Below are 25,041 nucleotides of genomic sequence, written 5' to 3'. Positions count from 1 at the left end.
GTCAGCGCAGCGCGATGGCCGCGATCGTTCCTTCCTGGGTTTGCACATAGGCCTCGTCACCCGCCAGCAGCGGCGGCGTGGCCAGGGCCGAATCGTCGATCTCGATGCGTGCAAGCGTCTGGCCGTCGTTCATCGACAGCAGCGACAGGTTGCCGAAGCGGTCGCCAAAGAGCAGGCGCTTGTCGGGCACGATGACGGGGGCGGAGACCCCGCGGCGCACATAGCCGTCCTGCCGCCAGACCGTACCGCCACCCGGGCGCAGCAGCTGGATGACCTCGGAAGCATCGACGATCACCAGATCCCGGTCGTCGGCCGCGATGCCGACGGAGGAGCTGAGCGCCCGACTCCAGGCCAGCTCGCCGTCGGTCGTGCGCACGCAGGCCACGCGGCCCTGATAGGCCACGGCACACAGGTCGGTGCCCATCAGCACCGGCGCACCCACGATGTCGATGAGGCGCTCCAGCTCGGTGGCCCCCAGCGACGAGGCAATGGCCACATCCCAGCGGGGCACGCCAAAGCGCAGATCCAGCGCCACCAGCTTGGCATTGGGCAACCCCACGTAGACGGTATCCACGTCCGTCACCATGGGCGAACTCTGCCAGAGGTTCAGCAGTGCGGTGGGCGCCTTCCAGCTCCAGCGCGTGGAACCGCCACTGCGCTCCAGCGCCAGCACCCGCCCCTCGATGGTGCGCACGAGCACGGCCGAATCGGCCAGCACGGGCGCGGTGGCCACCTCGCTGTCCAGGCGTGCTTCCCAGCGCTGTTCGCCCTTCGGGGACAGAGCCTTCACGGTACCGTCACGGCTGACCAGCACGACCAGTTCGTCGTCGGCAGCCAGACCGGCAATGGCCTTGCCGGCCTTGAATTCATGCTCGACCCGACCGTCCTTGCGAGACAGGCGCCGCACGCGGCCTTTCTGATCGACCACCCACAGGCTGTTGCCGCTGATGGCAGGCTGAAAGCCCACCAGGGCATCGCTACCGCCGGTGTTCTTCCACAGAAGGCGCATGCCCTTCTCGTCACCCAGTCTGGGCACCGGGTACGGCGGCGGCTCGGCGGCATCGTCACCGAACATCGAGCAGGCCGACAGCGGCAGCAGTGCTGCCCCCATGGCCAGCGAGCCCAGCAGCCGACGACGCGATGGCTGGATCAGCCCAGGCGCCTTGGCGGACACGGACGATGCCGAGGCCACGCCTTCAGCGGACATGTCGCCGCGAGCCCGGGAAGCCCCGTCCGCATGGGCGGACAGGAACGAAGGAAACGGGAACGAAGTGCGTGCGCCCCGCATCAGTCAGTCACCGCGTCGAGCTTGTACTGCACCAGCGAGCGCAGCTGGTTGTGCCGGGGCAGCAGTTTCAGCGCCTCTTCCCAGGCCGCCTTGGCGTCGGACGCCTTGCCCTGGGCCGCCAGGATGTCGCCGCGGCGATCGGCCACGCTGGCCGCCATCTCGCCCGAGACGGGGCCGATATTGCCGGAGTCGATGGCCTTGGTCGCTTCGTCGTACTTCTTCTGGTCGAGCAGCAGACCCGCCAGGCGCACGCCGGCAATCGGCTTGAAGCCCGGCTCGGTGCTGTTCTTCATGACGCTTTCCAGCGCAGCCACGGCGGCATCGGGCTGATTGGCCTTGGCAAAGGCCTCGGCCGCGCGCAGACCGGCCATGCCGGCATAGACGCTGCTGCCATAGCCTTTCTGGATGGCGTCATAGCGCTCGCGGACCTGCTCGATCTTGCCGGAGTCGGCCGCCGACAGCAGGCCAGCGTACTCGCGGGCAGCATCCTGGGCCTGGCTGTCGTGGTACCAGTTCCAGGCACGCCAGCCGGCAAAGACCGCCAGCGCGATGACGGCCAGCCACATCAGACGGTTGCCGTTGTTGGCCCAGAACGCCTTCAGTTCGTCGATCTGTTCCTGATCCTGAAGGTTGTATGCCATGAGATCTTCCTGTTTCTGTTCGATGTAAGGTGGGCGGCGCCGTGTCGCAGCCGCCGCTCAGTCCTCGTCGGTCTGGCCCAGCAGGGCACGACCCACGGCCTCGGGCGCGTCGTCGAGACGGATGCGCACCTGCCGGCCGCCCTGCCCGGCTTCGCCCTCGCGCAGCCATTTCAGGGTTGCCTCGCCGGCCTTCAGCTCGTCTTCGCCGATGACCAGCGCCAGGTGGGCCCCGCTGGCCCCGGCCCGCTTGAACTGCGACTTGAAGCTGCCGCCGCCGGCGTGCATCAGCACCTCGATGCCCCGGGCACGCAGCGCCTCGGCCGTGTGCAGCGCAGCCGCCATCGTGCCGTCGCCGCTGCTGATGAGGTAGACGTCGGGCGCATCACCCTCGCCCAGGCCGCCGGCCTGCTCGACCAGATCCAGCAGACGCTCGACCCCGATGGCAAAGCCGCAGGCAGGGGCCGGCTTGCCGCCCAGCATCTCGATGAGCGCATCGTAGCGACCGCCGCCACAGACCGTGGCCTGCGCGCCCAGCCGATCGGTGACCCACTCGAAGACGGTGCGGTTGTAGTAGTCCATGCCGCGCACGAGACGCGGATTCAGCGTGGCCTCGATGCCCAGCCGCGCCAGATAGCCGCGCAGCTGCTCGAAATGCTCGCGCGACGGGCCTTCCAGGTAGTCGATCAGGCGCGGCGCCTGCTCGATGATCTCCTGCATGGCCGGGTTCTTGCTGTCGAGAATGCGCAGCGGGTTGGCGTGCAGCCGTCGTTTGGCCTCCTCGTCCAGCAGTTCGGCATGCTTCTCGAAGTGGTCGATCAGGTCCTGACGATGGCGGGCGCGCTCGGGCGCATCGCCAATGGAGTTGATCTGCAGCTGCAGCCCTTCGATACCCAGGTCATCCCAGAGACGCTGGCCCATGGCGATGACTTCGGCATCGACTTCGGGGCCGCCATAGCCCAGTGCCTCGACGCCCACCTGATGGAACTGGCGATAGCGGCCGCGCTGGGGGCGCTCGTGCCGGAACATGGGCCCCAGGTACCAGAGGCGCCGCGGACCATCATAGAGCAGGTTGTGCTCGATGACGGCACGCACCACGCCGGCGGTGCCTTCGGGACGCAGGGTGAGTTCCTCACCGTTGAGGGCATCGCGGAAGGAGTACATCTCCTTTTCGACGATGTCGGTGACGGTGCCCAGGCCCCGGGCGAACAGGGGGGTGGGTTCGACGATGGGCGTGCGGATCTGGCTGTAGCCATAGCTGCGCGCCCAGGAGGCGACGATTTCCTCGAAGCGCTGCCAGCGCGCCGAGGTCTGCGGCAGCAGGTCGTTCATGCCTTTGACGCCGGCGAGTTTTTGAGCTGCCATAGGGGTTGTGCGGGTTCCTGCGCGCAAGGGTTGCGCGGCTTGTCAGTGTGGAAATGCAAGGCAAGCTCGACATTCTAGCGGAGAATGCCGGGGAAGACGGCTTCGTCGCGGGGGTGTGCTTTTTGCAGGACGGCTTCGGTGGGGGACCGTGCTTTTTGCAGGACGACTCCGCTGAGCGGCGCTCCGGGGCGGGGTGCCTTCCTCGGCTCATGCTGTCCGCTTCGCTTCCAGAGCGCCTGTGGAGGCACCCCACCCCGAAGCGCTGCGATTGCTGGAGGAAGACTTCGATGGAAGACGCCCTACTCCCCGGAAAGCGCTTATGCCTTGGCGCCGTAGCGGCGCTCGACGTAGTTCTCGACGATGGCCTGGAACTCTTCGGCGATGTGGTCGCCCTTCAGGGTCACGGTGCGCTCGCCGTCGATGTAGACCGGCGCCACCGGGGACTCGTCGGCACCAGGCAACGAGATGCCGATGTCGGCGTGCTTGGACTCGCCCGGGCCGTTGACGATGCAGCCCATGACGGCCACGTTCATGTTCTCCACGCCCGGATACTGCGTGCTCCAGACCGGCATCTGCTCGCGCAGGTAGCGCTGGATGCGGTCGGCCAGTTCCTGGAAGAATGTGCTGCTGGTGCGGCCGCAGCCCGGGCAGGCCACCACCATGGGGGCAAACGAGCGCAGGCCCAGCGACTGCAGGATCTCCTGTGCGACCACCACTTCCTTGCTGCGGTCGCCGCCCGGCTCAGGCGTGAGCGAGATGCGGATGGTGTCGCCGATGCCCTGCTGCAGCAGCAGCGACAGCGCGGCGGAAGAGGCCACGATGCCCTTGCTGCCCATGCCGGCTTCGGTCAGGCCGACGTGCAGCGGGTAGTCGCAGCGGCGGGCCAGTTCGGTATAGACGGCCACCACGTCCTGCACGTTGGAGACCTTGGCCGACAGCACGATGGCGTCGCCGGGAAGGCCGATGCGTTCGGCCTCCTGGGCGCTTTCGATGGCAGAGGTGACAAGCGCCTCGCGCATAACGGCCTGGGCGTCCCAGGGCTGGGCGCGGGCCGAGTTGGCGTCCATCAGGCGCGCCAGCACGGACTGGTCAAGCGAGCCCCAGTTGACGCCGATGCGCACCGGTTTGCCGTGACGGCAGGCGGCCTCGACCATGGCGCGGTAGTTGTCGTCACGCTTGGCGCTGCTGCCCACGTTGCCCGGGTTGATGCGGTACTTGGACAGTGCCTCAGCGCACTCGGGGAAGTCGTGCAGCAGCTTGTGGCCGTTGTAGTGGAAGTCGCCCACCAGCGGCACCTTGCAGCCCATGCGATCGAGCTGTTCGCGGATGGCGGGGACTTCGGCTGCGGCGGCCGGGGTGTTGACGGTGATGCGGACCAGCTCGGAGCCGGCCTTGGCCAGCGCGCGGGTCTGGATGGCCGTGGCGATGGCCTCGGCGGTGTCGGTGTTGGTCATCGACTGCACGACCACCGGTCCGTCGCTGCCGATCAGGACCTGGTTGTCATCCCAGCGCACCACCACCTGGCGGGTGCGGCGGCGCTGTCCGGGGCCTACCGGCATGGGATCGGGATGGGTGGTCGAGGGCCTTTCTTCGCCTGCGTGTGCAGTCATCTTCCAGTCTGGGTAGCTTCACTCCGAACCTGCCGCACCGGCGGCAGGTGCCTGCTCTGCGGGCGCCCAGCTCCAGGTGACCGGCTCGGTGACCTTGCCGGAGGCGCGACGCACAGAAGGCGATGATTCTACCGGCTTGTCGGCCGACATGAAGCCATCGAGCCACTGGCGGGGCTGCCAGTGCCCGTTGTCCATGCTGCCATACCAGACACCCAGGGCCACCACGGCCGCCAGGCTGGCCATGCCCCAGAACCAGCGGCTGGCGCGGCTGCGGTTGGCGGGCTCGTACTCGGCGCCCATGTCGGCCTGCAGGGCCGCCTCGGAATAACGCAGTCGCACGGTGAGCGGCGCCGGCTCGGCATGGCCGCCGATGGTGGCCAGCAGCGGCGTGGCATCCATCTCCAGCACGGCGGCGTAGTTGCGCAACGCTGCGCGCACGAAGGCGCGGCCGGGCAACTGGTCAAAATGGCCTTCTTCCAGTGCAGCAATCTGCCGCACCTGGAACTTGGTCAGACGGGCCACGTCCAGCCGGCTCCAGCGGCGCGCCTCGCGGGCGGACTGCAGATCAGCGGGAAGGGTCACACGGGGCAGACCGGCGCGCTCGGGCGCCGGCACGTCGATCCTCGGCTCGGCCGACATGTCACTGCCCGTTCTCGGGATCATGCGGGCCATTGCTGGACGGTGCCCCGCCCTGGTAGGTCTGCGGCTCGTTGTCGCCCCCCTGCTGCCCCAGACGCGTTGCCTCGGGCGACTGCGGGTAGCGCCGGCGCAGCTGATCGATCAGCTGGTGGGCATAGGCCGTGTTGTTGCCCAGACGAGCCACGCGAATGCCTTGCCACAGCGTCTCGGCCGTGGGCTGGTAGGTGGCCAGCAGGCGGTCGGAATAGAACTTGGCGCGATCGTAGGTGCCGCGTTTCAGGTACAGCTCGGCCAGGTTGTACATGGCCACGGCGTTGGACGGATCCACCTTGAACGCGCGCAGCAGATAGCCCTCGGCGCCGCTCTCGTCACCCATCTGCATCAGGCAGATGCCGGCGTTGTGCAGCGGCTTGGCAGGCGTGGTGTAGGCGTGATCGGCAGCCGCCACGTCGAAGTAACGGATGGATTCACGCTGACGGCCCGTCTGGCACAGGTACCAGCCGTAGTTGTTGTTCAGCTCGGGATCCTTCGGCGACAGCTTCAGGCCCTGACGGAAGTTGGCGTCGGCCTTCTCGGAATCGTTCATGGCCGCATAGACCAGACCGCGCATGCCATGAGCGGCTGCGTAGTCGGGGTCGATCCGGATGGCCTGGTCGATTTCCTGCAGCGCCAGCGGCATGTTGCCGCCCTGGTAGTGGTTGACGGCCAGCTCCAGACGGATGCGGGCACGACGGCGCTTCTCTTCGGCCGGCGAGACCTGGCTGCTGACCGAAGAGACGCCTTCGGCCGCCGTTCCGCCGGCAGGACGGCCACCGCCCTTGTTGTCGACGGTCTCGGTGGTGACGCATCCGGCCAGACCCAGGCCCAGAGCCAGCACCAGGGCCACCTTGCGACCCGCCAGGGCACGTCGAACGCGCATCGTGGTCATCGTGCGGGCGGCTGCCATGCCCGTTCCGGCCAGGTTGTCGGTTCCGATCGATTGTGCTTGTTGCTTCATGGTCCTATCCGAGAAAAATTTCGTTGCGTCCTGCCGCTGCACCCTGCGCACCTGGTCCAGGCCCTCAAGCCGGCCGGCACACGACGCCCGGCCCGGACCGTCGAGCTCCGGCCCAGCAGCCTGCCCTGACCCGAGCAGCAGTCACGACCGCGTTCAGGCCCGTGCCGGCTGCCCGTTTCCGCCAGGCCGCCCGCCCTGACGTGCTGCAGGCCGGTGGAACTGCACCGTGCGCTCGCGCAGCCGCGTGCGGTCGACCACTTCGCCTGCCAGCTGCCCGCAGGCGGCATCGATCTCGTCGCCACGCGTGCGTCGCACCGTGGTGACGATGCCTGCCCTCAGCAGCACATCACCGAACTGGCGGATGGTCCGGTCGGAAGACCGCGACAGCCCGGAGTTCGGGAACGGGTTGAACGGAATCAGGTTGAACTTGCAGGGTACATCAGCCACCAGCGCCGCCAGTTCCCGGGCATGCGCCACCGAATCGTTGATGTCCTTGAGCATCACGTATTCGAAGGTGATGAAATCCCGCGGCGCCACCTTCAGGTACCGCTGGCAGGCAGCCAGCAATTCCTTCAGAGGATACTTGCGATTGAGCGGCACAAGCTGGTCGCGCAGCGTATCGTTGCTGGCATGCAGCGAAACTGCCAGTGCCACCGGGCAGTCTTCCGACAGACGGTCGATCAGCGGCACCACACCGGAGGTGGAAACCGTGACCCGGCGGCGTGAAAGCCCGTAACCGTGGTCGTCCAGCAACGCCCGCAGGGCGGGCAGCAGCGCGTTGTAGTTCAGCAGCGGCTCGCCCATGCCCATGAAGACGATGTTGCTGATGGGGCGCAGCGCGCCGGCATCGTCGACGTCCTCGTCGAGCTGGGCCATGTCGTCGGCGCCGCCCCAGCGGGGCTGCGCACCGGGCTGGCGCAAGAGCTGGTTGGCCAGCCAGATCTGACCGAGGATCTCGGCCGTGTTGAGGTTGCGCGAGAAGCCCTGCTTGCCGGTGGAGCAGAAGCTGCAGTTGACCGCACACCCAGCCTGCGAGGACACGCAGAGCGTGCCGCGACGGGCTTCGGGGATGAAGACGGCCTCGACGGCATTGCCGGCCCCCACGTCGAAGAGCCACTTGCGTGTGGCATCGGGGGCGGTGTGATCCTTCAGCACCGACGGCGCCTGGATCAGGGCCTTGTCCTGAAGGCGCTCGCGGAAGCTGCGGGCCAGATCGGTCATGGCTGACCAGTCGGCCACGCCACGCTGGTGCACCCAGCGCATGAGCTGGTGGGCACGGAAGGGCTTTTCGCCCATGCCCCCGCAGAAATCCAGGAAGCCCTGGCGATCGAGCCCGAGCAGATTGACGGGCCCGGCGGGCGCCCTGGCCGCGGAGGTGGGCGCTGCTGGCGCCGTGGTGCCCTCCCCGGGCGCGACGGTCACGGCCGGCTGCACCGGCGTGCCGCCCTCCTGTCCGCCCTGCGGCGAAGCGGAGGGATCCAGAAAGGCGGAAGCGGGTTCCGGGCGGGTTTCCCGCTGGGCCAGGGGGGCTTGCATGCAGTATCTCCTGACATCAGACCCGGACGCCCGCACCTTGCGCGACGCCGGGAGACCGGGTGACCGGATCACCCCGGCAAGGATGAAGCGATGTGCTCAGCGCGAGCAGATCTGCATCGAGGGGAAGAAGAAGGCGATTTCGTTGGCAGCCGTTTCCGGAGCGTCCGAACCGTGCACGGCGTTGGCGTCGATGCTGTCGGCGAAATCGGCACGGATCGAGCCTTTCTCGGCTTTCTTCGGATCGGTGGCGCCCATCAGCTCACGGTTGCGCAGGATGGCGTTCTCGCCTTCCAGCACTTGCACCATCACGGGACCGGACACCATGAAGGCAACCAGATCCTTGAAGAAGGGGCGCTCCTTGTGGACGGCGTAGAAGGCCTCGGCCTCGGCCTTGGAGAGCTGCATCATGCGGGCAGCCACGATCTTCAGGCCGGCGGACTCGAAACGGGCGAGAATCTGGCCGATGACATTCTTGGCCACGGCATCGGGTTTGATGATCGACAGGGTTCTTTCAACAGCCATGGTGAGCTCCGTTGTGCCAACGCCGAAAAGCGCAGGCAAATGAGGGTTGTGCGAGGGCACGAATGCCATTCGCAGGGTCAGAACAATCGTCCATTATAGCGGATTGGCGGCCGATGGAAGGTGGTTTTCGGGCGAACACCGGTTGCCTGACCATTCTGGCTGCCACCCTTGCAGCAAGGCCCGTCCGCCCTCACCTGAGCCCTGATGACGAAAGGTCGCCCCGACAGGCCGGAAAGCGCATTCCGTCAACCGAAACAACCACTCGGACGTCTATAATCCGCAACGGCCCATTGTCCGTCCGTGGCCCCCTTCCCTTTCCGGAGACCATTCAATGGCGATCGACCAAATCTCACCCCAGTACCAGAACACCGCCGTCGGCACCGAGACCCGCAATCGCGTGCTGCGCAACACCTACGGCCTGCTCGCCCTGTCCATGATCCCCACCGTCATCGGTGCCTGGATCGGCGTGGCCACGCGCTTCACCTTCTTCGCGGGCAGCCCGGCCATCAGCTTCATCGCCTTCCTGGCCATCGCCTGGGGCTTCATGTTCGGCATCAGCCGCTACCGCAACAGCAGCGCCGGCATCCTGCTGCTGCTGGGCTTCACCTTCTTCATGGGGCTGATGCTCTCGCGCCTGCTGGGCTTCGTGCTGGGCATGAGCAACGGCGCCTCGCTGGTCATGATGGCCTTCGGCAGCACCGCCGTCATCTTCGGCGCCATGGCCACCATCGCCACCGTCTCCAAGCGTGACTTCTCCGGCATGGGGCGCTGGCTCTTCGTGGGCATGATCGTCATCCTGCTGGCGGCATTTGCCAACATCTTCCTGCAGATCCCGGCGCTGATGCTCACCATCTCGCTGCTGGCCACGGTCGTCTTCTCGCTGTTCATCCTGTTCGACCTGAACCGGGTCGTCACCGGGGGCGAGACCAACTACGTCATGGCCACGCTGTCGGTCTACATCAACCTGTACAACGTGTTCAGCAACCTGCTGGCCCTCTTCGGGATTGCTGGCGGCAACAACGACTGATCTCTCTCCGCCGGTCTGCCTCTTGGGCAGACCCCCTTCAACCGGCCCCGCACCTCTGCTGGGCCGGTTTTTTCATGCCTCCAGCAGCGCAATCGACTCCACATGTGCCGTGTGCGGGAACATGTTGGCCACGCCGGCCATCCGCACCCGCCATTTGCCCTCGTTCACCATCAGGCCCAGGTCGCGTGCCAGCGTGGCCGGGTTGCATGACACATAGACCATCCGGGCCGGGCGCTGCTCGGGCGGCAGTGCCGCCAGTACCCGGGCCACGGCCAGCGCGCCGTCGCGCGGAGGATCGATCAGCAACCGGTCCACGCGCCCCAGCGCCTGCCAGGCCGCCCGGTCGAACTCGAACAGATTGGCCACGCGGAACTGCACCCCGTCGTTGCCGGGTGGCGCCAGCAAGGCATGGCGGTTGGCCAGCGCATTCTGGCGGCCACGCTCCACCAGCGCCTTCACCCCTTCCACACCGATGACCTGGCGTGCGCGCGTGGCCAGCGGCAGCGTGAAATTGCCCAGGCCACAGAAGAGATCCACCACCCGGTGCTCGGGCCGAGGGTCCAGCATCTGCACCGCACGGCTCAGCAGCTGACGGTTGATGCCGGCATTGACCTGGGTGAAGTCGGTGGGACCGAAAGGAATGCGGATGCCGAATTCGGGCAGTTCGTAGGCCAGTGCCGACGTGCCATCGGTGCGCCCTTCGGCGTCGCACAGCAGGCGCGCCGTGTCCGGTCCGCCCGGTTGCTGCCAGATCTCGGCGCCATGCTCGCGGCCAAAGGCAATCAGGCGGTTGCGGTCCTTGCCGCTCAGCGGCAGCAGCGTGCGGAACACCAGTGCCAGCGGATGCCGGGGGGGCCGCTGACAGTCGCCCACCGCCACCTCGATCTGCGGCATGCGGTTGCGGATGGACAGCGACTCGACCAGCGCCTTCAGGGCCGGCAGCAGCACCGAGACCTGCGCCGGCAGCACCGAACACTCGTCCAGATCGGCCACGTAGCTGGACTTCTTCTCGTGAAAGCCGATCAGCACCCCGCCGCGTGACGGCACGTCGCGCACTGCCAGCCGGGCGCGAAAGCGGTAGCCCCAGGTGGGGCCTTCGATGGGCGCCAGCATCTGCGCTGGTCGCACCCGCCCCAGGTGCCAGAGCGTGTCTTCCAGCACCCGCTGCTTGAAGGCCACCTGCGCACGCAGGTCGGCATGCTGCAGGTTGCAGCCGCCACAGGTGCCGTAGTGCGGGCACCGGGGTGCCACGCGGTTCGGATTGGGGCGGCGGATGGCCGCGATCTCGGCCACGTCGTAGCGCGGCTTGCTGCGCACCAGGCGCGCCTCGATCTCCTCGCCGGGCAGCCCGCCCTGCACGAAGACCACCTTGCCGTCCCGGTGCGCGATGCCCTGCCCATCCAGGTCGACCGACTCGATGTGACAGCGGACCGGCTCGGCCGGGACGGCGCTGGCAGACGGTCTGCCAGACGTTTCCAGAAGGGTGTTGCTCAAGGACGATGAAAACCCATGAAGGAGGACATCAACGCTTGGGCAGCACGCCAGCCGGATCCACCGGCTTGCCGCCCTGACGCACCTCGAAGTGCAGCGCAGGCTGGCCATTGCCGGCATCGCCCAGCTCGGCGATCTTCTGACCGCGCGTGACCTGCTGGCCTTCCTTCACCGCCAGGCTGCGGTTGTGGGCATAGACCGACAGCATCTCGTTGCTGTGCTTGATGATGATCAGGTTGCCATAGCCCCGCGGGCCCTGGCCGCTGAAGATCACCCGGCCATCGGCGGCCGCCAGCACGGCGTCACCCACCTTGCCCGACAGCAGCAGGCCCTTGTTGGAGACGCCATCGAAAGGCTGCACCACACGGCCACCCACCGGCCAACTGAAGCGCACGCCATCGAAATTGCGGGTGGCTGACGGCACGGGCGGCGCCTTGGCGGCCTGCGCATCCTTGCCCGCGTCCTTCACATCCTTTGCGTCCTTCGCGGCGTCCTTGCCTGCATCCTTGGCCGATGCCGCAGCGCCCTTCGCGCCCGCAGCACCAGCCGCACCAGCCGCACCCGCGGCGGCTGTACCCTGAACGCTCAGGCCCGCATCGGCCGGCGCCTGCGCCACCACCGTGGGCTTGGGTGTCCCGTAGGGGCGTTTCATGCCCTGCGGCCCCACCTTCAGGTTCGGATCCTGCGGCGCGCCGTACTTGCCCGGGGCATTGATGGCACCCTGATAGATGGGCGTGACCTCTGCGGCGCCCTCGTCAGCCTGCCCCTCGTCGCCGGCCGTGCCGGCATCGGCCACACGGCCCGGATCAGCGGAATGCCCGTCCATGGCGGGCACCACCGGTGCAGGCTGGGGAGCCGTCGCCACCGGCGCCGGTCCCGGACTGGTGCGGTGAACCACCGGCGCAGGCCGCGTGGCCGCACATCCGCCCAGCAGCAAAGCCACGGAAACCCACAGCAACAGGTGCGACTGTTTCTTCAGCGCATCGCTTTTCATGCAGAAAATTCCTCCGTCTTCGCCACCTACCGGGCAACGCCGGCACGCAGCGGTACGAATCGTACCGGATCCAGAACCGTCAGCGACCATTCGTCCGGGCTTACCCGATCCACCACATGCAGGGTCTGCATGTCGCTGTCGGGTGCCTTGACAGGCGCCACCAGACGCCCGCCCACCGCCATCTGCCGCAGCCAGTCCTTCGAGATCGACTCGCTGGCCGCAGCACTGATCACCACATCATAGGGAGCCCCGGCCGTCACGCCCGCCGTGCCGTCCCCGAAAATCAGGCGCAGATTGGGCAGCCGGAACGGACGCACATTGACCTTGGCCAGCTCATGCAGCCAGTGTACCCGCTCCACCGACACCACGTCCGCAAACAGCCGGGCCATCACGGTCGCCTGATAGCCACAGCCGGTGCCGATCTCCAGCGCCCGCAGCTTGCGCACCTCCTGGGGCCGCACCGATTCCGCCAGCAGCCAGAGCATCCGCGCCACCGTGGACGGCCGGGAGATGGTCTGGCCGTGCCCGATGGGCAGCGCCACGTCCTCATAGGCCCGGCTGGCCAGCCCCTGCTCGACGAACAGGTGGCGCGGCACCTTCTTCATGGCGCCCAGCACCAGCTCGGAATCGATGCCCTGATGCGCCAGCTGCTCGACCATGCGCAGCCGCGCACGCTCGGAAACCAGACCGTCGCTGTCGGAACGCTGGATCACGCCAACCATTGCCGGGTCTTTTCCAGCTGGGCCGTGGAAGTCAGGTCGATCTGCAGCGGGCTGATCGACACCTTGCCCTGCGCCGTGGCGTGGAAGTCCGTGCCTTCCCCGTTGTCCGCCACCGGCCCGGCCTTGCCGATCCAGTAGACCGTCTCGCCGCGCGGGTTCAGCGCCGGAATGACCGGCTCGGTGTGATGCCGCCGTCCCAGCCGCGTCACCTCGTAACCCTTCAGTTCCTCATACGGCACGGACGGAATGTTGACGTTGAGCAGCACCGGCTCCGGCCAGGGATCGGCCAGCTGCCGCACCACCAGCTCGCGCGCCACGCGCATTGCCGTGTCCAGGTGCGCATAGCCCTTGTCCACCAGCGAGAAGGCGATGGAGGGCACGCCCAGCAGGTAGCCCTCGGTGGCTGCTGCCACCGTGCCGGAATAGATGGTGTCGTCGCCCATGTTGGCGCCGTCGTTGATGCCCGAGACCACCAGGTCAGGCGGCCCGTCCAGCAGGCCGGTGACGGCCACGTGCACGCAGTCGGTGGGCGTGCCATCGACGAAATGGAAGCCGTTGGGTGCCTTGCGCACCGTCAGCGGCCGGCTCAGCGTGAGCGAGTTGGACGCGCCCGAACGGTCGCGCTCCGGCGCGAAGACGACGACTTCTCCCAGATTGGCCAGCGCGCTGGCCAATGCCTCGATGCCCGGCGAAAAATAACCGTCATCATTACTGATCAGTATCCGCATCGGATCATTCTATCAATGCCGGGCCGCCGGCTGCGCGACACGCCCCTGCAGCGTCGCATCCGTGCACCGCCTCAGAGCCCGCCACCCTGGGTGTTGTTCTCGTCCTGCGGCCAGTCGCGGATGTAGGCCTTCAGCATCCTGTTCTCGAAGCTCTGGGCCTCCAGCACCGAACGGGCCACATCATGGAAGGAGAGGATGCCCAGCAGCACCCCATCGTCCATCACCGGCACATAGCGGGCGTGCGATTCCACCATCACCCGGCGCAGCTCGTTCACCTCCGTCGACGGCGTCACCACCACCGGGTCGGACACCATCACGTCGGACACACGGATCTCGGCCACCGGCCGGGTGGGGCCACTGCGGCGCTCCAGCTGGCGGCGCGCCAGCATCCGCACCACCTCCCGGAAGGTGAGCATGCCCACCAGCTTGCCGTTTTCCATCACGGCCACCGAGCCGATATCATGCTCGTCCATGGTCAACACGGCGTCGGACAGCATCATGTCGGGGTTGACCGTAAAGAGCGTGGTGCCCTTCAGGCTCAGAATATCGGCAACGATCACGACGATTCTCCTTGTCATTCCTGTTTCCGGCCCCTGCCCGAACCTTGCTGCATCCACGGGCCATGGCCAGGCCAGCACTGTAGCAAATTTCCATCGCGCCCCCGGCCTTTGGCAACCCGCCGCGTGCTGCCTTCTGCGCTGGCCGCATGGGCCCATGCGCAGAGCCTGCTATCTTCGGGGGTTGGCTTCCCGCATCACAAAGCGTCCAGACGCTGCTCCAGCCACCGCCTCCCAGCACCTTCCTCAACCGCCCTGCCGCTGCCATGCCCCGTTCCCGCCCTGCCGCTGCCATGCCCCGTTCCCGTCCTGCCCTCATCCCCTCCGATCCGGCCGCCCTGCGCGCCGCCTGCCGGCGCTGGCGCCTGCTGACGGTCGTCCTGGTGGCTGCGCTGATCCTGCTGGGCAGCCTGTGGGAACTGTGGCTGGCCCCGCTGCGTCCGGGCGGCTCAATGCTGGCCCTGAAAGTGGTGCCGCTCGTCTTCGTGCTGCCGGCCCTGTGGCGCGGCTGGGTGCGCGCCTATCAGCTCTGGACCATGCTGATCCTGCTGTACCTGTGTGAAGGCATCGTGCGCGGCATGAGCGACCCGGGCTTCTCGTCCACCCTGGGATGGATCGAAACCGCGCTGGCCGCCGGCAGCTACGCCACCCTGATGCTCTACGTGCGCAGCTACCGCGCCTGGGCTTCAGCTCCGTCCGGACAGCGCTGAAACAGCATGCGTCCTGACACGGCACGGGCACACCGGACACCTGACGGCCCGAAGCGGTCGTGTCACACGCCCCGGCCCTGGGCCACCCTGGCCGCCTCGGCCTCCACCGCGGTGCAGGCTTCGCGCAGCAGGCCGGGATCATTGCGCGACAGCGCCCGGCTCTCGCTCAGCATCCGCCGCCACAGCCGTGCCGCCGGATGACCCAGATACAGCCCCAGCACGTGCCGCGCCAGGTGGCGTACCTCCACCCCGTGCGCTGCGCCCCGTTCCAGATAGCCCACCAGCGCCGCCACCACCGCGGCCCGGGTCAGTGGTTGCGCCGCGTCTGTCACCGGCGCTTCTGCCGCGTGCCGGGCCAACCAGTCATCCACCCCGGCCAGCAGCCAGGGGTCATGGTAGGCACGACGGCCATACATTGCGCCCACCAGCCGCGTGGCGGGGCTGTCGGCCTCGGCCCCCGCCATCGCATCCACCACGGCCGGCCCTTCGGAAGCTGTTTCCGAATCCGGGCCTGATGCCTCCGTCGGACACACCGCCGCCAGCCCGTGCGCCAGGTCCTGCAGCCCGCCGTTCAGCTCGAAGGCACAATGCGGAAAATCCTGCGCCAGCCGGTGCACCACCTCATAGCGCAGCGGCGGAATCTCGCGGTTCTGCTTCGGGTCCAGCCCGTCCAGCCAGGCATTGCGCGCGTGCACCACAAAGCGGCGGCAGCCGGCCGCGGCCACCACGTCCACGAAGTGATGCACGAACTCGTAGTCCTCGCGCCGGTCGATGCCGATGCGATGCTTGACTGTCACCGGCACCTGCACCACCGCCTGCATCGCCGCCACGCAATCCGCCACCCGCTCGGGCTCGGCCATCAGGCAGGCGCCAAAGGCCCCCTCGCGTACCCGGTCACTGGGGCAGCCGCAATTTAGGTTGATCTCGTCGTAGCCATAGGCCTGCCCCTCACGTGCGGCCCGCGCCAGCAACTGCGGATCATTGCCGCCCAGCTGCAGCACCACCCGGTCGCCCTCCTCGCCCCGCCCCAGCAGATGGTCCAGATCGCCGTGCGCAATGGCCTGCGCCGTCACCATCTCGGTATACAGCCAGGTGCGCCGCGACAGCAGCCGGTGAAAGCTGCGGCAATGGCGATCGGTCCAGTCCATCATCGGCGCCACCGAGACGCGGAAACCGGCAGGAAGGACAAGGGCGGAAGGGGCAACGGACATCGGACAGGCACCAGACAAGGGGGAAAGCGCATTCTAGAGTGAACCGGCGGCGGCCGATGTTCCGTTCCCCGCCATCCCCATCGTTCACGTTAACATCCCCGGCAGTCCGTTCCAACGCCCCCTGTCCACCATGAGCCGAGCCCGCCGCACCGAAACCCTCAACGCCGAATTCGTCGATGGCTATGCCCAGGGCTGGTGCTTCGGCGTGCACGAGTCCTTCCGCGCGCCGCTGGACATCAGCCTGGACACCCGCATGGACCGCGCCGCCAACCAGGAACTGGCCGAGCGCCTGGGCCGCAAGCCCACCGCCGCCGAACGCATCACCCGCACTGTCTACACGCAGGGCAATCCGCCCGCCTACGCCTTCTCGCGCGGGCAGCTGATGCACGAACCCGCCATCGTCCACACCCTGCCGTGGCAGGAAGCCCTGCCCCGGCTGCGCCGCTCGGTCATGGTGCTGGACGCCCAGCCCGATGCCGGCGCCCTGCCCGAGGCGCTGGAAGAAGCCAGCCAGACGGACGAAGCCCTGGATGACGAGACCCCGTCAGCCCCGGAGGATGGCGCCGATACGGCCTCTGGCACCGCCTCCGGCTGGGTCGACATCGAGCTGTACCACTACGATCAGGGCCGCATCAGCCGGCGTGAACGCCACCGCCTGAGCCAGGCCGGCTTCGTGCAGTTGCTGAAGGACGGGGTGCTGCCGGAAGGCCTGGCATCCCAGGCATGATGAACATTCAGGATGCCTGACCCCATGCGCCCTTCCGCCATTCTGAATTGCGAAAGCGAAGCCCATTTGACCCCTGTTTTGCGTTGCCGCAGATGCTGCCGGGTACGGTGCTGTCGTGGATAGGGGGAGGGATATCGGATCCAGGGGAGAGCAACGCGGTGCAGAGTGTGCGGAGTCAGATGGCGGGTTCGACGGGCCAGCGTATATTCAACCCCTTGCGTAGACCCGAAAAGGAAGAAGCGGTGAAGGGGCCAGCGAGCAAGAAAGCTGGCAACGTGAACAGCAAGGGCAACCAGACCCTGCAGGGTGGTCAGGGGACTGCGCCGGGGAGTTCAAAGAAAACAAAGTCATAAAACAATTTGCCCCGGCCTGCAGAACATGCAGCCGGGGCAATGATTCAGTGATGGGCGTCGAATCAGCTCATCAGGGCCTCATGAATGAACCTGCTGGTTCGAGGCGCTTCCCTCAGAAACTGCGCATCCTGGTGGATCTGACCATGGAGAGTTCCATCCTTCAGACTTTCTTCCGTCTCGCGTAGATAGCGCTTCTTGAAGGCGCGCAGAATGGCCTTCCGGGCCTCTGGATTCTCGTCGCGCAGAGATTCAATCGCATCAAGGTAGACACTGCACAGAAGAACCTGCTGGTTATATTCCTCCAGTTCCACCCGAGCCTGCAGCTGCTGCTGCAGATCCTCAATCATCTGCTGTTGCTGCTCGATGACCTGGTTGGCCTGCCTGACGGCCTGGTTCCATCCAGCGTTGCGGCCTTGCTGGAATCCCTCGTCCCTGCCGAGGTTGCGGCCACGGGCGACGTAGACCTCGGGAGCCAGTTCCCAGGGATTTTGTTGTTGAGGGACGGGGCGTCCGGGAAACATGATGGGACTCCTTGAGCCTTGAAACCTGCGATTGAGGCTACAGAACACGTTCAGCCGTGTCAATCCCCGAGGCTGATCGGCTTGCTGACCTTGCCGGCATGCCGGCCGATGAAGTCATTGATTGACCCGGTCGGCCGCGCCGCCCTGATCCGGATCTCGCCCCCCGGCATCTTGTCGAACTCGATCCGCTCACCGGGCCTGACCCCCAGATGCTGAAGCAGCTCCCGCTCGAGCGTGACCTCTCCTTTCATCGTGACTGCGAGAGACGACATGCCACCTCCTTCCGTTTCCGGCTTCATCCCATCGTACAACTATAACTTGCCTCAGTCCCCCTGCCCCTCATCCTCCACCGGCGGGGCCGATGACACCCGCCGCACCGGCCCGGCAAAGGTGGGCGGCAGGCCGTCCTCACCAGCGGCGCGCCGCCGGAACAGCGCCGCGCGCGCCAGCAGCACCACCGTCACCGGCACGGTGATGGCCATGAACACCACCACCAGCCAGGCCCGCAGCACCAGCGTCTGGTAGGTGAACGAAAAGCACAGCACCAGCGCCGCGGCCACGCACCACAGCGCCAGCGTGGAGCCCAGCGCCAGCGGGTGCAGCCGGGTGAAGAACTCGCGGATGCGCACCAGTCCCAGCGCCCCGGTGAACGACAGCAGGCCGCTGATGATCAGCAGCACCCCGATCAGCACGTCGGCCCACACCGGCAACGCACCGCCGAACATCGGGATCTGGGTGCTCATTCGATCACCTCGCCGCGCAGCAGGAACTTGGCAATGGCCGATGACGACACGAAGCCGAACATCGACATCAGCAGCGCCGACTCGAAGTAGGCATCCGACGCGTAGATGATGCCGCCGGCCAGCACCATCAGCATGCCATTCACATACATGTAGTCCAGCGCCATGACCCGGTCCTGCGCCGTGGGGCCGGCAAACAGCCGGAACATGGCGATGGCCATGGCCGCCAGAAAGCAGCCCAGCGCAAAATGCACGGTACCCGACAGCCACAGGCTCATTCGAAGATCTCCATCAGGAGCACCTCATAGCGTTCCTTGTACCAGGCCGCAAAGTCCTGGCCTTCCGGAACGTGAAAGACATGGAACAGCAGCCGGCTGCGGTCCATCGACAGCTCGCTCCAGACCGTGCCGGGCACGATGGCGGCAATGGCCGACAGCGCCGCCAGCGCAGCGGGTGTCCGCAGCTGCAGCGGGATCACCACCCACTGCGTGCGCGGCGGATGGCTGCGGAAGAACCACACATGCCAGGCCACCTCGAAATTGGAGCGGATCACGTCCACGAACACCCGCCCGATGAGCAGGAGCACCTTGCCGGGCCGGCGCATGCGCACCCGCGTGGGCCGCAGCGTCTGGGTCATCAGCGGCACCATGATGGCCACCAGCGCCCCCAGCATCACGGTACCCGGGTCGACCGACCCCTGCAGCATCACCCACAGCGCCAGCAGTGACAGCGACAGGAGCGGAGCCGGAAGCAGCTTCATGGCGTGTCCTCCCCATCATCCTTCAGCAACGGAATGCCCTGGCGCAGGATGCGCCGCGTGACCGACGGCGGCGGCAGCGGCCGTACACCCTGCACTGCCTGCACGTAGCCATGCGGGTCCTTCAGCTCGCTGGCGGCAGCCTGCAGGTAGCGTGCCAGCGGCTCGGCACGGAAGCTGATCAGAAGGCACAGCGTCAGTAACAGGCCGATGGGCAGGCATTCCAGCACCTTGAGCTGTGCGGCCGGCCGGTCACGCGGCGTCCAGAACATGCGGATGCCCGTGCGCGAGAGCGCCACCAGTGCAGCGAAGCCGGACATGATCACCAGCGCCAGCATGACCCACGCGGCCGTGCTGACCGGTTCCTGCAGGGCGCTGCCCGCCTCCTCGGTGGACAGCAGCCCCGAGAGCATCATGAACTTGCCGATGAAGCCCGACAGCGGCGGCGTGCCGGTCAGCAGCAGTGTGCAGGCCAGGAACGAGAAGCCCAGGAAGGCGGTGGAGGCCGGAATGACGCGCCCGGTGAGCGCCTCCTGCTGTTCATCCAGGTTGGTGTCGCGCGGCGGCTCGATCTCGTCCAGGAAGAACGGCACCGGGTCGGCATCGTCAGGGTTCGGAAACTCGCTCTCCAGCAGCCGGCTGCGGTCGATCAGCTCGATGAGCAGGAACATCGCCCCGGCAGCCATGGTGGAGCTGAGCAGGTAATACAGCGCGCCGCCCGTGACGGTGGGCTGATTGAAGCCGATGGCAGCCAGCAGCGTGCCGGAGGTGACCATCACCCCAAAGCCGGTGACGCGCCCCAGCTGGCGCGCCTGCAGCAGCCCCAGCAGGCCGAAGGCCACCGTGGCCAGACCGCCGGCCACCAGCCAGTCGGCGCCCCAGCGCAGCGTGCCCTCCTCGCCCGAGAAGCCCAGCGACCACAGCCGCAGGATGGCGTAGATGCCCACCTTGGTCATGATGGAAAAGAGCGCCGCCACCGGCGCACCCGCCGCCGAATAGGCCGGCACCAGCCAGAAGCCCATCGGCCAGACGGCCGCCTTGGTGAGAAAGGCCATGCCCAGGATGGCCACACCGGCATGCAGCATGGCCTGGTCCTGCGCCGCCACCTCGGGAATGCGCACCGCCAGGTCGGCCATGTTCAGCGTGCCCGTGACGCCATACAGCATGGCCGCGCCCACCAGGAAGAAGGACGAGGCCACCAGGTTGATGGCGATGTAGTGCAGCCCCGCCCCCACCCGCTGGCGCCCGGGCCCATGCAGCAGCAGGCCGTAGGAAGCCGCCAGCAGCACCTCGAAGAACACGAACAGGTTGAAGAGGTCGCCCGTGAGGAAGGCCCCGTTCAGGCCCATCAGCTGGATCTGGAAGAGCGGATGGAAATGCACGCCGATCCGGTCCCAGCGGGCCACCGCAAAGATGAGCGCCGCCGTGGCCATGACCGAGGTAAGCAACAACATGGCCGACGACAGCCTGTCCAGCACCAGCACGATGCCGAACGGCGTGGGCCAGTTGGCCGGCAGATAGATGCCCAGCGTGCCGATGGACCCCGGCGTCTGCCCCGGCGAGGCCGGTGCGGCGCCGTGGTGCACCGACCAGGCCAGCAGGATGGACAGCGCCAGCCCCACCAGGCATGAACCCACGTTCAGCCCGGCCAGGGTCTCGCGCCGCTGCTCGCCCAGCGCCAGCATCAGCGCAGCCGTCAGCACCGGCAGCAGCACCGGGGCGATGATCAGATGGGGCGACATCACGCCGATCATGCGTGTCTCCCTGTGGGCAGCGGCCGCGCGACCGGACTCGTGCGTTTCGTCTGGGTCATCATGCTCACCATTCCATGTCCGGGTTGCCGTCGACGTGGTCGGTGTCGGACAGCCCACGCGAGGCCAGCATCACCACCAGGTACATGGCCGTCATGGCAAAGCCGATGACGATGGCCGTCAGTACCAGCGACTGGGGCATCGGGTCGGCGTAGTTGTCGAGGCTGGGCGCCACATCCGGCAGCAGCACCGGCGCACTGTCGACCTTCAGCCGGCCCATGCTGAAGATGAAGAGGTTGACCGCATACGAGATGAGCGACAGCCCCATGATCACCTGGAAGGTCCGGGGGCGCAGCAGCAGCCAGACGCCCGAGCCGCCCAGCACGCCGATGGCAATGGCCAGAATGATTTCCATGTCTTGCGTGCTCCTTCAGCGAGAAGTGATGGTGTCGTCGCCCGTGCCGCGGTGGCCGGCATCCCCTTCGGGCAGACCGGCCTCGCCGTCCTCACCGGCGATGGGACGACGGGTGCGCCGGATGGACTGGTGCGACAGGGCGGTGAGGATCAGCATGGTGCCGCCCACCACCACGGCGAACACGCCCAGGTCGAAGACCGCGGCACTGGGCAGATGGGTCTCGCCGAAGATGGGCAGATTCAGATGGCCCGTGTGGGTGGTGAGGAACGGATAGCCGAACAGCCAGGCGCAGAGGCCACAGCCGATGGCGGTCAGCAGGCCATAGGCGATCCAGCGCGGCGGCCGCAGCTTCATGTGCGATTCCACCCACTGCGTGCCGGCCACCATGTACTGCAGGATGAAGCCGATGGAGACCACCAGGCCGGCGATGAAGCCGCCACCCGGCTGGTTGTGGCCGCGCATGAGCAGGTAGACGGCCACCACCAGCGCCAGCGGCTGCAACAGACGCACCAGCACCGCGGGCACCATCATGTAGCCCAGTGCCGTGTCGGCCGCCGCCTTGGGGTTGACCAGATCGGTGACGATGTCGGGCGGCAACCGCTGCTGCGACGGCAGCCGGGTGCTTTCACGCGGGGGACGGAAGCGGCGCAGCAGCGCGTAGACGGCCAGTGCCACCGCCGACAGCACGGTGATCTCGCCCATCGTGTCATAGCCGCGAAAATCCACCAGCATCACGTTGACGACGTTGCTGCCCCCGCCCTCGGGCAGCGCCCGGGCCAGGAAGAACGGCGAGATGCTCTGCGAGAAGGGGCGCGTCATCATGGCCCACGACAGCAGCGCCATGCCGCAGCCCACCCCGATGGACAGCACCAGGTCGCGGCCACGGCGCATCCGCACCAGCAGCGGCGGCGTGCTGTGCTGGCCGGGCATGTCCTCGATCCGCCGGGGCAGCCAGCGCAGACCCAGCAGGAAGAGCACCGTCGTCACCACTTCCACCGTCAGCTGGGTCAGTCCCAGATCAGGGGCCGAGAACCAGAGGAAGGTCAGACAGGTGACGACGCCAGCGCCGCTCATCATCATCAGCGCCGCCAGCCGGTGGTACTTGGCCTGCCAGGCCGCGCCCAGCGCACACAGTCCGCCGATGATCCACATGCCCACGAAGTACGGCGAGACTGCCAGCGGCGGGCGCGTGCCGCCCTGCGGCAGCTTCAGCTGCAGGCTGGCGCTGACCAGCAGCACGCAGACCGCCATGATGAGAAAGAGCTGCTGCTGCAGCCGGCGCGTACCGGCCAGCCGCGTGCCCCAGCTGCCCACCAGGCGCAGCAGCACCAGCACACCTGAAAACAGCGCCTGGCCGTCGATGGGTTTGAGCCAGCGCAGCGGCACGTAGTCGCGGGTGCGGGTGCGACGGCGCAGCAGCACCCACAGCAGCACCCCGCCCACCATGGCCGCCAGGCTCATGGCCAGCGGCAGGTTCCAGCCGTGCCACAGCGCCAGACTGTAGGCCGGCAGCTCGCCGCCCACCACCGGCCGGGCGGCCGTGTCCAGGATCGGGCCGATCAGCGTGGCCGGCAGCGTGCCCACCAGCAGGCAGAGCACCACCAGCAGCTCGATCGGCACCCGCATCCAGTGCACCGGCTCGTGCGGCTCACGCGGCAGATCGGTGGCCTTGGGCCCCAGAAACACGTCGATCGAGAAGCGCAGCGCATAGGTGACGCTGAACATGGCCGCCACCGTGGCCACCACCGGCAGCACCAGCCCCACCGGGTGCGAGGTGTCCAGGTCGATGGTGGCAGCAAAGAACATTTCCTTGGACAGGAAGCCGTTGAGCAGCGGCACCCCGGCCATGGCCGCACTGGCCACGAAGGCCAGCGCCCCGGTGACCGGCATGTAGCGGATCAGCCCCGAGAGCCGGCGGATGTCGCGCGTGCCGCTCTCGTGGTCGACGATGCCGGCCGCCATGAAGAGCGAGGCCTTGAAGGTGGCGTGGTTGATGATGTGAAAGACGGCTGCCACCGCCGCCGTGGGGCTGTTCATGCCCAGCAGCAGCGTGATCAGCCCCAGGTGGCTGATGGACGAATAGGCCAGCAGCCCCTTCAGGTCGGTCTGGAACATGGCCAGGAACGCCCCGAAGAGCAGCGAGGCGGCACCCGCCCCGCACACCAGCAGGAACCAGTCGTCGGTGCCCGAGAGCACCACCCACAGCCGGGCCAGCAGGAAGACGCCCAGCTTCACCATGGTGGCCGAGTGCAGATAGGCCGAGACCGGCGTGGGCGCGGCCATGGCGCGCGGCAGCCAGAAGAGGAACGGGAACTGGGCGCTCTTGGTGAGCGCGCCCAGCGCGACCAGCACCAGGATGGGACGGTAGAGCGCGTGCTCGCGGATGATGTTGCCGCTGGACAGGATGCGTTCCAGCTCGTAGCTACCCACCACGTGGCCGATCATCAGCACGCCGGCGAACAGGCACAGGCCGCCCGCCCCCGTGACCAGCAGCGCCATCCGCGCACCGCGCCGGGCATCGTCACGATGGTGCCAGTAGCCGATCAGCAGGAAGGAATAGATGCTGGTGAGTTCCCAGAACAGCACCAGCTGCACCAGGTTGCCCGAAAGCACCACGCCCGTCATCGCCCCCATGAACGACATGAGGAAGGCGAAGAAGCGCGGCACCGGATCGGCCGGCGACATGTAGTAGCGCGCATAGAGCACCACCAGCGCGCCGATGCCCAGCACCAGCATGGTGAAGAGCCACGCCAGCCCGTCCATGCGCAGCACCAGATCCAGCCCCAGCGTGGGCAGCCAGGTGATGCGCTGCTCGATGACCTCGCCCCGGGCAATGGCCGGAAAGTAGAGCGCCGCCTGCACCAGCGCTGCCAGCGATATCACCCCGGCCGCCGTGGATTCCGCGTTGCGGGCGTTGGACGGCAGCATGACAGCGACAAGGCTGCCAAGCCACGGCAGGATGACCAGCAGGACGAGAGGCATGGGGGGTATCCGGGCCGAGCAGAAAGGATGTGGCCCGTCAATTATGCGGGAATTCCGATCGATCCGTCGGCTAACGTCAGCTAAAAGATGTGAAGTGACCGGCTGTCACCCCTGTTTTCGATCGACGGAGGCCCACCCGTCGCATGCCCGCAACAACCCGCGTTCGCGGCAGGGTCGGCGTCAGGCCAGCGCGGCCGATGCCCTCGGCACACGCTCAGTTGAAGTGCACGTCCACCGGAAACTCGACGACGCGCGCCGGCACCGCCTGCTCGTTCTGAGCGTACTCCATGCGGATGGTGGCATGCCCGCCAATGACGGCAGCAAACACCCAGACCTGATAGACGCGGCCGTCGATGGTCCGCCGTTCCGGGCCGCTGACGCGGCGCATCTCGGGCGAGCTGTGACCCCGCCGATAGATGAGCAGGCTCTCGTCCACGGCCAGCCTCAGCTCCAGCGCCTGCCCCACCACCAGCCGGGTCTCGGTGCCGGCCTGCTGATCGGTCCGGATGATCCGCTCGCGTCGCCAGCCGTCGTCGTCACTATCGTGACCGCAGGCCGCCAGCAGCATCCCGCCTCCCAGGGCTGCCATGCCCTGCAGAACCCGGCGGCGCGCCGGCTCCCTGTCCCGTCCGGTCATCGTTGTCTGCATGTGCTTGCCTGATTCCTGCATGGACGCCTCCGATTCCTGTGCTTCCGACGCCCTGCCGGGACCTGCCCCGCACGCTGGGGCTCCCCTCAGCCCCCGCGGCTGGCGCCGGAA

Annotated in this window: 25 protein-coding genes and 1 pseudogene; 3 read left to right on the top strand and 23 right to left on the bottom strand. The window is 67.3% G+C overall.

Annotated elements, in window-relative coordinates:
* Nucleotide 1 precedes the first annotated feature (1 nt).
* From bamB to ndk, 8 genes and pseudogenes are all read right to left on the bottom strand, one after another.
* Nucleotides 2–1,207 (bottom strand): outer membrane protein assembly factor BamB, encoded by a 1,206-nt coding sequence (gene bamB / locus EL249_RS08780; RefSeq protein ID WP_040529755.1) that lies wholly within the window; start codon nt 1,205–1,207, stop codon nt 2–4.
* Nucleotides 1,208–1,287: 80 nt separating this feature from the next.
* Nucleotides 1,288–1,929: a YfgM family protein gene (locus EL249_RS08775; RefSeq protein ID WP_005673044.1), complete on the bottom strand. Its 642-nt coding sequence runs from the start codon at nt 1,927–1,929 to the stop codon at nt 1,288–1,290.
* A gap of 57 nt (nt 1,930–1,986) precedes the next feature.
* Nucleotides 1,987–3,258, bottom strand: a complete 1,272-nt coding sequence (gene hisS, locus EL249_RS08770) for a histidine--tRNA ligase (protein ID WP_232002003.1) — start codon at nt 3,256–3,258, stop codon at nt 1,987–1,989.
* A 350-nt stretch (nt 3,259–3,608) separates the two neighbouring features.
* A complete protein-coding gene (gene ispG, locus EL249_RS08765; RefSeq protein WP_005673047.1) occupies nt 3,609–4,901 on the bottom strand; it encodes a flavodoxin-dependent (E)-4-hydroxy-3-methylbut-2-enyl-diphosphate synthase in 1,293 nt (430 codons plus the stop codon).
* Between the two features lie 18 nt (nt 4,902–4,919).
* Nucleotides 4,920–5,564 (bottom strand): helix-turn-helix domain-containing protein, encoded by a 645-nt coding sequence (locus EL249_RS08760; RefSeq protein WP_169311662.1) that lies wholly within the window; start codon nt 5,562–5,564, stop codon nt 4,920–4,922.
* Nucleotides 5,542–6,537, bottom strand: a complete 996-nt coding sequence (gene pilW / locus EL249_RS08755) for a type IV pilus biogenesis/stability protein PilW (protein ID WP_050781813.1) — start codon at nt 6,535–6,537, stop codon at nt 5,542–5,544. Before pilW ends, EL249_RS08760 begins: the two co-directional genes overlap by 23 nt.
* Before the next feature lie 228 nt (nt 6,538–6,765).
* A pseudogene (gene rlmN, locus EL249_RS08750) lies at nt 6,766–7,878 on the bottom strand (dual-specificity RNA methyltransferase RlmN); the annotation flags it as partial.
* Between the two features lie 291 nt (nt 7,879–8,169).
* Nucleotides 8,170–8,595, bottom strand: coding sequence for a nucleoside-diphosphate kinase (gene ndk, locus EL249_RS08745; protein WP_040529760.1), 426 nt, complete (start codon nt 8,593–8,595; stop codon nt 8,170–8,172).
* A 331-nt stretch (nt 8,596–8,926) separates the two neighbouring features.
* Here ndk and EL249_RS08740 point away from each other — a divergent pair, with 331 nt between their 5' ends.
* Nucleotides 8,927–9,622 (top strand): Bax inhibitor-1/YccA family protein, encoded by a 696-nt coding sequence (locus tag EL249_RS08740; RefSeq protein ID WP_005673052.1) that lies wholly within the window; start codon nt 8,927–8,929, stop codon nt 9,620–9,622.
* Between the two features lie 72 nt (nt 9,623–9,694).
* Here the strand turns inward: EL249_RS08740 and rlmD are convergent, their stop codons facing one another.
* The 5 genes from rlmD to EL249_RS08715 all read right to left on the bottom strand — a co-directional run bounded on the left by rlmD (nt 9,695) and on the right by EL249_RS08715 (nt 14,117).
* A complete protein-coding gene (gene rlmD, locus EL249_RS08735) occupies nt 9,695–11,116 on the bottom strand; it encodes a 23S rRNA (uracil(1939)-C(5))-methyltransferase RlmD (RefSeq protein WP_005673053.1) in 1,422 nt (473 codons plus the stop codon).
* Nucleotides 11,117–11,144: 28 nt separating this feature from the next.
* Nucleotides 11,145–12,107: a murein hydrolase activator EnvC family protein gene (locus EL249_RS08730; protein ID WP_005673054.1), complete on the bottom strand. Its 963-nt coding sequence runs from the start codon at nt 12,105–12,107 to the stop codon at nt 11,145–11,147.
* 26 nt (nt 12,108–12,133) lie between these two features.
* Nucleotides 12,134–12,829 (bottom strand): protein-L-isoaspartate(D-aspartate) O-methyltransferase, encoded by a 696-nt coding sequence (locus EL249_RS08725; RefSeq protein ID WP_005673055.1) that lies wholly within the window; start codon nt 12,827–12,829, stop codon nt 12,134–12,136.
* Entirely contained in the window at nt 12,817–13,557 is a 741-nt protein-coding gene (gene surE, locus EL249_RS08720) for a 5'/3'-nucleotidase SurE (RefSeq protein WP_005673056.1), read from the bottom strand. The genes EL249_RS08725 and surE overlap by 13 nt, the downstream gene beginning before the upstream one ends.
* Before the next feature lie 71 nt (nt 13,558–13,628).
* Nucleotides 13,629–14,117 (bottom strand): CBS domain-containing protein, encoded by a 489-nt coding sequence (locus tag EL249_RS08715; protein WP_040529762.1) that lies wholly within the window; start codon nt 14,115–14,117, stop codon nt 13,629–13,631.
* A gap of 290 nt (nt 14,118–14,407) precedes the next feature.
* Between EL249_RS08715 and EL249_RS08710 the strand changes: the two genes are divergently transcribed.
* On the top strand, nt 14,408–14,824 hold the full coding sequence (locus EL249_RS08710) for a DUF2069 domain-containing protein (RefSeq protein WP_040530957.1): 417 nt from the start codon (nt 14,408–14,410) through the stop codon (nt 14,822–14,824).
* 62 nt (nt 14,825–14,886) lie between these two features.
* Here the strand turns inward: EL249_RS08710 and dusA are convergent, their stop codons facing one another.
* Complete coding sequence (gene dusA, locus EL249_RS08705) at nt 14,887–16,035, bottom strand: tRNA dihydrouridine(20/20a) synthase DusA (protein WP_005673059.1); 1,149 nt, start codon at nt 16,033–16,035, stop codon at nt 14,887–14,889.
* A gap of 130 nt (nt 16,036–16,165) precedes the next feature.
* Here dusA and EL249_RS08700 point away from each other — a divergent pair, with 130 nt between their 5' ends.
* A complete protein-coding gene (locus tag EL249_RS08700) occupies nt 16,166–16,762 on the top strand; it encodes a hypothetical protein (protein WP_005673062.1) in 597 nt (198 codons plus the stop codon).
* A 415-nt stretch (nt 16,763–17,177) separates the two neighbouring features.
* Here the strand turns inward: EL249_RS08700 and EL249_RS08695 are convergent, their stop codons facing one another.
* The 9 genes from EL249_RS08695 to EL249_RS08655 all read right to left on the bottom strand — a co-directional run bounded on the left by EL249_RS08695 (nt 17,178) and on the right by EL249_RS08655 (nt 24,870).
* A complete protein-coding gene (locus tag EL249_RS08695; RefSeq protein ID WP_005673064.1) occupies nt 17,178–17,636 on the bottom strand; it encodes a hypothetical protein in 459 nt (152 codons plus the stop codon).
* Between the two features lie 59 nt (nt 17,637–17,695).
* Nucleotides 17,696–17,908 carry an AbrB/MazE/SpoVT family DNA-binding domain-containing protein gene (locus EL249_RS08690; RefSeq protein WP_040530963.1) on the bottom strand — a complete coding sequence of 71 codons (213 nt, stop codon included), beginning with the start codon at nt 17,906–17,908 and terminating at the stop codon, nt 17,696–17,698.
* A 51-nt stretch (nt 17,909–17,959) separates the two neighbouring features.
* Nucleotides 17,960–18,379, bottom strand: coding sequence for a cation:proton antiporter (locus EL249_RS08685; protein WP_005673066.1), 420 nt, complete (start codon nt 18,377–18,379; stop codon nt 17,960–17,962).
* On the bottom strand, nt 18,376–18,654 hold the full coding sequence (locus tag EL249_RS08680) for a K+/H+ antiporter subunit F (protein ID WP_005673067.1): 279 nt from the start codon (nt 18,652–18,654) through the stop codon (nt 18,376–18,378). Before EL249_RS08680 ends, EL249_RS08685 begins: the two co-directional genes overlap by 4 nt.
* Nucleotides 18,651–19,136, bottom strand: coding sequence for a Na+/H+ antiporter subunit E (locus EL249_RS08675; RefSeq protein ID WP_005673068.1), 486 nt, complete (start codon nt 19,134–19,136; stop codon nt 18,651–18,653). Before EL249_RS08675 ends, EL249_RS08680 begins: the two co-directional genes overlap by 4 nt.
* Nucleotides 19,133–20,887, bottom strand: a complete 1,755-nt coding sequence (locus EL249_RS08670) for a monovalent cation/H+ antiporter subunit D (protein ID WP_005673069.1) — start codon at nt 20,885–20,887, stop codon at nt 19,133–19,135. The genes EL249_RS08675 and EL249_RS08670 overlap by 4 nt, the downstream gene beginning before the upstream one ends.
* Before the next feature lie 64 nt (nt 20,888–20,951).
* A complete protein-coding gene (locus EL249_RS08665) occupies nt 20,952–21,299 on the bottom strand; it encodes a Na+/H+ antiporter subunit C (protein ID WP_005673071.1) in 348 nt (115 codons plus the stop codon).
* A 15-nt stretch (nt 21,300–21,314) separates the two neighbouring features.
* The gene (locus tag EL249_RS08660; protein ID WP_005673073.1) at nt 21,315–24,281 is read right to left on the bottom strand and encodes a monovalent cation/H+ antiporter subunit A; all 2,967 of its coding nucleotides are present in this window, start codon (nt 24,279–24,281) and stop codon (nt 21,315–21,317) included.
* 214 nt (nt 24,282–24,495) lie between these two features.
* Nucleotides 24,496–24,870: a hypothetical protein gene (locus EL249_RS08655; protein ID WP_083799462.1), complete on the bottom strand. Its 375-nt coding sequence runs from the start codon at nt 24,868–24,870 to the stop codon at nt 24,496–24,498.
* Nucleotides 24,871–25,041 lie beyond the last annotated feature (171 nt).

Source organism: Lautropia mirabilis, assembly GCF_900637555.1.
Taxonomy (GTDB): Bacteria; Pseudomonadota; Gammaproteobacteria; order Burkholderiales; family Burkholderiaceae_E; genus Lautropia; species Lautropia mirabilis.
This window is presented reverse-complemented; position numbering and strand designations above follow the sequence as displayed.